At 63.8% G+C, this 7,748-nt stretch carries 2 protein-coding genes; one reads left to right on the forward strand and one right to left on the reverse strand.

The features are described from left to right. On the forward strand, positions 1-1,995 hold the full coding sequence (locus tag MT490_RS02255) for a sensor histidine kinase (RefSeq protein WP_297383890.1): 1,995 nt from the start codon (positions 1-3) through the stop codon (positions 1,993-1,995). Between the two features lie 352 nt (positions 1,996-2,347). Here the strand turns inward: MT490_RS02255 and MT490_RS02260 are convergent, their stop codons facing one another. Continuing rightward, positions 2,348-7,711 (reverse strand): LysM peptidoglycan-binding domain-containing protein, encoded by a 5,364-nt coding sequence (locus MT490_RS02260; protein WP_297383892.1) that lies wholly within the window; start codon positions 7,709-7,711, stop codon positions 2,348-2,350. Positions 7,712-7,748: the final 37 nt, after the last annotated feature.

Genomic DNA, 7,748 nt, shown 5'->3' on the forward strand with positions numbered 1-7,748 from the left:
ATGGCATTGCACCGGGCGCTGCGCACCCCTCTCCTCACTGCGATCGCGGCGGCGCTGCTCCTGACCGGCATCTACCTGCTCAGCCGGCCGCAGGGCATCCACCTCGTCCAGGCCGACCTGCTTGCCCAGGACGGCGAGGGCTATCCGCCCCCGCCCCGCCATGTCGACTGGCGCACGCTGCGGGGGCAATGGCAGACGGTCGCCCTGCCCCATGCGCCGCGGCCCGGCATCCCGACCACGCCGGGCGATGCGGGCGCGCTGCCCACGCGGACGACCTGGTATCATTTCCGCCTCGATCCCGCACATCCGGCGCCGCCCGATTCCTATCTCTACGTCCCGCGCTGGAAGACCGACGGCGAGATCGCGATCTATGTCGACGGCCGGCTCTTCTACCAGTCGCACGCCAATCTGCAGTGGAACGGATCGAACCGTCCGCTGTGGATTCCGCTCGAGGACGCTGCGGAAACCACGCCGCCCAGGGAGATATTGGTCCGCATGCGCCACGTCCGCGGCATCGGCGGCGCGCTCTCGACGATGTGGATCGGCGACTATGGCCAGCTCGGCGCGGCACAGATGTTGCGCACCTTCCTGCAGACCGAGTTGCCGTACATCAGCTCGGCGATGTTCCTCGCGACGGGGGTCTTCGCCTTCTTCGTCTGGCTCCGGCGACGGCACGAGACGCTCTACCTGCTCTTCGCGGCGATGACCGTCGTGACCTTCCTCCGCGTGATGCACAGCTATCTGGGCATGGACCGGCTGCCGATATCGGATGCCTGGTTCGGCTGGTTCACGGTCAATTCGATCGGATGGATGGTCCTGATCGTCCAGCTGTTCCTGGTCCGCCTCCACCATCATCGCCAGCCGCTGCTCACCATCGCGATCGCCGCGACGTGCCTGGTGTTCGGCCTGCTGACCCTGCCCCTCTTCGCCGGGACGTTCGACGCCACGCTCCTGGCGCCGATCATGTATGTCGTCGTGGCGATCCTCGGCGCCCTCGCCTTCGGCCTCGGCCTCTACCGGAGCTGGCGGGCGGGATCGCGCGAAGGCGCGGTGCTCGCCGCCTGGGGCCTGCTCAGCGTGTCGCTCGGCGGCTACGACATCCTGCTCCAGAGGAACCTGGTCGATATCGAGAGCATGTTCCTCAACATCTATGCCTCGATCGGCCTGATCCTGGCGTTCTGGCAGATCATGCTGAGCCGCTACACGCGTGCGGTGAGCGAAGTGGAGCGTGCCAATGCCGTGCTCGCCGAGCGATTGGCCGAGCGCGAGGCCGAGCTCAACGCGAGCCACGAGAAGCTGCGCGAGATCGAGCGGCGCGAGGTGCTCCACCAGGAGCGCCAGCGGCTGATGCAGGACATGCACGACGGGCTCGGCTCGTCGCTCGTGAGCGCGCTGCGCGTGGTCGAACACGGCCGGATCGACGAAAGCGAGATCGCACAGCTGCTCAAGAGCTGCATCGACGACCTCAAGCTCACGATCGACTCGATGGAGCCGACCGAGACCGACCTGCTGCTGCTGCTCGGAACGCTGCGCTTCCGCCTCCAGCCCCGGCTCGAGGCGACCGGCATAAGGCTGCGCTGGGACGTGCGCGACGTGCCGCCGCTCGCCTGGCTCGACCAGCGCCATTCGCTCCATATCCTGCGCATCCTGCAGGAGGCTTTCACCAACGTGATCAAGCATGCCGGCGCGAGCGAGATCCGTGTCACGACCGAGACGCGCGACGGCTTCGTCCGGGTCAGCATCATCGACAATGGCCGCGGTTTCGATGCCGCGGCAGCCACCGAGGGCCGCGGCCTCGGCAACCAGGCACGGCGGGCGGAGGCAATCGGCGGCAGGGTCGAGCTCCTCTCCGGAGCGGCCGGAACCAGCTTCACCTTGCTGATGCCGATCCAGGGCTATGGCGACGGAGAAGCCCGGGCCGAGGCCGACCGAGCGCCGGCGGACATGGCGGACAAGAATTTAGTGGATCCAGCAAACTGTCGTCATAGTTCCTAATTATAAGAACCACCGCTCTGCGGCAACCGCCTTGCAGAAATCACATACCTGTCTGGCTCTATCCACGATATGATACGATATCCCTGATCAACGAAGCCATGCTCATTGTACATATCGACAATTTCCTCGGGACTCCAATCACGCCCAGAAGAAAATAATGCATCTATTCCTATAAGAAATTTTACAATGCACCTACGATCTACGTCATTTGCAATTGCACGATTCAAATAACTACCAGACCTGCGAAACCCCTCCTTACACAATTCATCATCACGAGCATAAGAAGCTGAATACAGCTTCACAACGTCCCCTGCGAGGTCAACCACAACGATCTCTTCAGACGGCATTTTCATCATTTAACCTTTACGTGCAGAACCGTGGTCACCGCTCCGCTATCGACCGTCGGAATGGAGTTTATCACCATCTCCGGCGCTCCGCCGGGAAGGTGGTTGCCCGCCCCTAAGAAATATTGATTGCCAGTCATGGGACTATAGGGATTGCTAGCCTGAAGGCCAGTCACTTGGCGGACTTTGAAACCGCCCTGAAGTGCGCCGGGCACCAAACCCATATCGGCTTCAATCCGACCCACAACTGCTGGCGATACGGTAATTTTGGATACGCCCGAAACGTCTCCAAAATATCCCATGGCGCCGGCGCGGTCAGTGACGAACGTGCCAGATCGGCCAATGGTAGGGTATTGGTCCCATGCTATGGGGCTAATGTTGAATCCGACATTATCCTGCAACATGGTCCATTGCCGCGCCCTCGCCGCTACGACGGTGGAAGAAGTGCCATTCACTCCCCCTGCGGTGAACGATCTCGCCAGCACACCCCAAGCAGCCTTCGCGCCCTGAGACAATTCAGCAATTGTGTAAAATGCAAGACCACCCAGTTCGATCGGCGGATTGCCGCTTGCTATCATTTGGCGGCCAACTTCCGGATCACTTAAGGCGCCACCAATGAAATCGACCACCGGCTCTGCGAGCTCAGCGAAAGGGCGTCCAATATATTGCCCATACAAGGAATCATTTGCCAAATAATTTATTTGATTACCCCAATAATCAACCGCATAATCCAGCGCTGATACGGTGCCATTGAGTAGGTTTAGCGAGCTATCGATACCGCCATTAGCGCTTCCTGCTGCTAAATAAGGAATATACGCAGCTCTTACTTTAGCTTCAGCAATAGCTTTCTCTGAAGCACTTGCATTTGAACCACGCACTTGCTGAAGGTCCTCAGCCATCATCCGCTCGGCCTCAGCAACACTCTTCGGAGTTTCACCACCTGAGACCACGGGTATCTCTTGTTGGAAAGCCATTGCGGCGACGGGGCCACCGACCAGAACTTCTTGTACTTTAGTTTCCGCCAACGCATTGATCGGCTTTCCGGTTCTTCTCCCAGCGCTGACAAGCCTATCAGCTACCAGATTCCCGATCGTGCCCCCGATCACATCCGGCAAAGCGGCCAACAGGTTGTCACCGAAATCGGAACCTTCGATGAGGCTTCGGCTGGCGGCATTGGCGAGGCCAGCGGCGGCGCTCGTCATGACGTTGGCGGCGATATTGCGCGCAGACAAGTCGCTCAGCGAGCCCGCATTGAGCTTGCCCCCGGTCCAGGCCCCCGCCACTGCTCCCGCACCAGCTGCGGCGACGCCAGCGAAGTCGAATTTGGACTGGAGCTTGGTCGCAACGCCGATCCCTTGTGTGGCAGCGTTGGCAAGCGCGCCGCGGAGACCCGCACCTGCAACCTTGCCGAGACCGCTGAACGCGCCGGTTCCGGCAAGGCCGCCGCTTATCCCGCCCGAGAGACCAGCCAGCGCCACGCCCTTCCAGTTGATCCGATCCTGTATTCCCAACGCAATACCCACGCCTTGGCTGGCGAGGCTCCCCGCCGCTGCGCCTAGAGCGCCGAATCCCGCGAGGCCGACTGTCGTGGCGCTAACAACGGTGGCGCTGGCGCCTGCACCGATCGTCACCGAACTACCGAAGGCGACAGCGATCCCCTGCCCCAACGAAAGGCCCGGCGTCATCGCAGCTACAGCGGCTCCGGCAGTCACGGCCGTCACCGCCACCGCGACCGCGACCATGAGGATCGCCCCAAACACCCCGCAATTATTCCCCTTAGCCTTGCGCGGCGCCTGGGGAGTCGGCGTGGTCGGGCTGGTGTCGCCGAGTGCCGCGGTTGGGTCGTAGGGGGCGAAGGTCGAGGCGTTGTACGACGAGCGCATCACGCCCGCGGGGATGGTCAGGCGCTGGCCCTCGGCGAGCGCCGAGCCGGCGGAGAGGCCGTTGGCTTCGGCGAGGCGGTACCAGAGGTTCGAATCGCCCCAGAGCTGGGCGGCGATCGAGGACAGGCTCTCGCCGCCCTGGACGGTGTAGCTGCCGCCCGCCCCGCCCTGCTCGTGGGACGTGACCGGATTGTAGAATTGGTCGAAATCGGCGTGGGCCGCGCCGTAGGTCGCCCCGCCCCGGAACGCGCCGTTGCCCGGGGTCAGCGGGCGGCTGGCGACCGAGCTCACATAATCGGTCTCGAGCGTGCCGTTGTTGCCGGTATAGCCCATCTCGCGGCCGGCGAAGCGGTACCAGACCTCGTGCGGGTCGCCCTGGCCGACATAGTCCTGCTCGTCGCGGCGGATCGCCTGGCCGTTGGCGTCGTTGGTGAAGAAGATGCTGCGCGAGCGCCCGTCCGAGATCCACGCGCTGACCAGCTGGCCGAAGCTGTTGTAATTGTAGGTGGTCGTGCCGCTGGTGGTGCCGGTGACCTGCGTCGAGGCCAAAGCGGCGCCGTCATACCATTTGTACGTGTTGTTGGTGGTCGAGACCGAATAGGGCACGTCGCTCCGCCAGGCCTGGGTGGTGACGCTGACCACCGCGCCGAGCGCATAGCTGGAGCCCGAGCCGTAGAGACTGGTGGTATCGTTGGTCTGGGTGATCCCGCCCTGGCGCTGGAACAGTCGCTCGAACGTCACCTGCCCCTTGGCATTGTATGTGAGGCTCCGGTCGTAGAGCGCCGAATCGACCGCCCCGTTGCCATAGATGTCCGGATCGACGCTGCCCCAGTCGATCTGACGTTCGAGCCGGCCCTGCGCGTCGTACCAATAGTCCGCCTTGCGCAGCCCGGTCGCCGCGGGCGCAGTCACCGTGATCGTGCCGTCGCCATTGTCGGTGTAGCCGCTCTGCGCGACGCGGACGTCCTTGAGCTGGCCGTCGCCCCAATAGGTATAGTCCTCGCGGTTGTCGGCCTCGTAGGAAACGTCCTGATACTGCCAGGTATAGCCGCCCCAGCCGTCATACATGTCGGGATCGTAGACCTCGACATAGACCTGCCCCCAGGCCGTGGTCGTGCTGAGCGCCTGGGTCCGCTGCCCGGCGGCGTCATAGGCGATGTCGAGGCCTTGGCCGCCGCGCACGATGCCGCTCCCGGTCTGGACGCCCTTGGCGGTCACCACCCGGTTCATGCTGTCATAGCGGTACCAGTAATCCTGCGAGCCCGATGACGAATAGGCGGTGCCGTTCTGGTCGAGCCAGCTGAAGCTCGCCAGGCTGCGCCGGATGTTGGAATTGGCGTCGTAATAATAATTGGTGCTCGCCGCCGGCATGGTGCTCGTGGCCGCGGCGGACCAATAGGTCAGCCGGCCCAGCTCGTCATAGCTGGCGGACTGGCTCGAGATGGTGACCAGCGAGGTCTCGTACTGCCAGTCCGAGACCCAATATTGGTCCGGATAGCCGTAGCTATAGTCGTATTCCCAATAGCCGTAGTCGACCATCGCACCGGTGAGCCGCGTAAACACCTCGGTCAGCCGGTTGCCGGACAGATCGTAGGTGTAGCTCGTCCGGTCCTGGGTGAAATTGCCCTGCGAGGCGGACGTGTCGACGCCGATCGTGACCTGGCCGACCTGGCCGGTGTTGAGCCAGGTATAGCTGATCGTGTCGGTCGCGCCGTTGGCCGGATCGGTGACCGTCTTGCTCGCGATGCGCCCGGCGAGATCATAGGCCGTGGTGGTGATGTGCCCGCCCAGATCGCGCTTCCAGGTCTCGCGCCCGAACATGTCGGTGCGCTCCTGGCTGTAGAGGCCATTCACATAGGTGGTGGTGGCGAGCCAGCCGCCGAACGTCCCCATGCCCGACGTGGCCAACCCCGTTTCCCAGGCATAGCTGGTGGTGATGGTGTCGCGACCGACATTGTCGTCGCCATAGCCGACCTGGAGCGTGACGCGGCCGAGCGCGTCATATTCGGTGCGCTCGCGCCCGGCATAGCCCACCACATTGTTCCAATGCCCGGTGCGGTTGCCGAGCAGGTCATAGGCGTAATATTGGGTGCGGCTCTCGGGGTCGGTCTGCTGGAGGAGGCGACCGAGCTTGTCATAGTTCATCCAAGTGGTGCGGCCGACCTCGTCGATCGCCGTCCGGAGATCGCCGAACACGTCGTACTTGTTGACCGGCGAACCGCCGTCGGGGTGCCATTCCTTGACGACGATCGCCTCGCCGTCGCCATAGCCGGTGCCGGCGAGCAATTGGCGCGTGGTCTTGTACGATGCGCCGGCGGCGACGCTGTTGGCGTCCTGGGTGCCGATCAGGCGGCCCGAGATGTCGTAGAAGAGCTTCTCGGTCGGGCGGACGGTCGACTGGGTGCCGTTCTCGGCAGTGACGGTGACGGTCGGCCGCTGGATCTGCGTCACCCGGCCCATGCTGTTGTAGCTATAGTCGGTCCGCCGGTTGTAGGGGTCCTCCTCCCGCACCATTTCGCCGAACGCGTTGTAGTCGCGATCGATGACGATGTCCTGGCGCGCGCTGCCGACCCCGGTCTCGCGCAGCCGCTGGATGATCTCCAGCGCCTGCCCGCGCGCGTCGTAGCGCGTGACGGTCGCGTTGACGTCCGAGGCAGCGGCATTGGCGACCGCGGTCGCCTGGCTCCATCCCGAGACGGCGGCGCCCTCGCTCTCGATCACCAGCGTCTGGCGGCCGGCGGCGTCGTAGACATAATGGCGCCAGATCCCGTCGCCGGAATTGCTGCGGATCAGCCGGCCGGCGCCGTCATAGGCGAACTGCTCCTGCCAGCCATTGACGCCGCGATCGGTGACCTCGCCATGGGCGTTGTAGGCCGATTTGGTGTAGCTGATCTCGCTCCACGTGCCGGAGGCGATCGTGTTGACCGACTGGCGCGTCAGGTTGCCCGCGCGATCATATTCGAACCCCAGGCCTTCGGTGACCAACCCGCCCGACGCGGCCAGGTCACGCCCGAGATCGCGGGTATAGTATTCACCCGCCTTCCGTCCCGCGGCATCGTAGATGTAGCTGCGCACATTGCCGGCCGCGTCGGTCGTGGAGAGCAGCCGTCCGCCTGCCCCATAGACGTTCATCGTGACGCGATCGGCGGAGCTGGCGGCCGAGCCGCCCTGCTCGGTGCGCACCAGGCCATCGAGGCTGTTGTAATAATAGCGGACCGACGGCGTGACCGTGCTGCCCAGGAAGTCGACGAAGCTGGCGCGATGCTCCGCCGTCAATCGCCCGGCGCTGTCGTAGAGGTAGCTGATCGCCTCGCCGGTCGCCTCGATCTTCTGCGTGACCTGGCCGAGCGCATTGTAGCTGTACTGGACGATCGAAGTGCCGGTCGCCGAGGCGAGCTGCCCGTTCGCGGTATTGAGCGACCAGGCCTCGACAGCGAGCCGCTTCTCCTTCCGCCGCCGGCCCATCTTGTCATATTCGAACTCGGTCACCCGATCCGAGGCTGAAGTCGATGCCGAATAGCCGCCG

This window comes from Sphingomonas sp. (assembly GCF_026460985.1).
In the GTDB taxonomy this organism is placed as follows: Bacteria; Pseudomonadota; Alphaproteobacteria; order Sphingomonadales; family Sphingomonadaceae; genus Sphingomonas.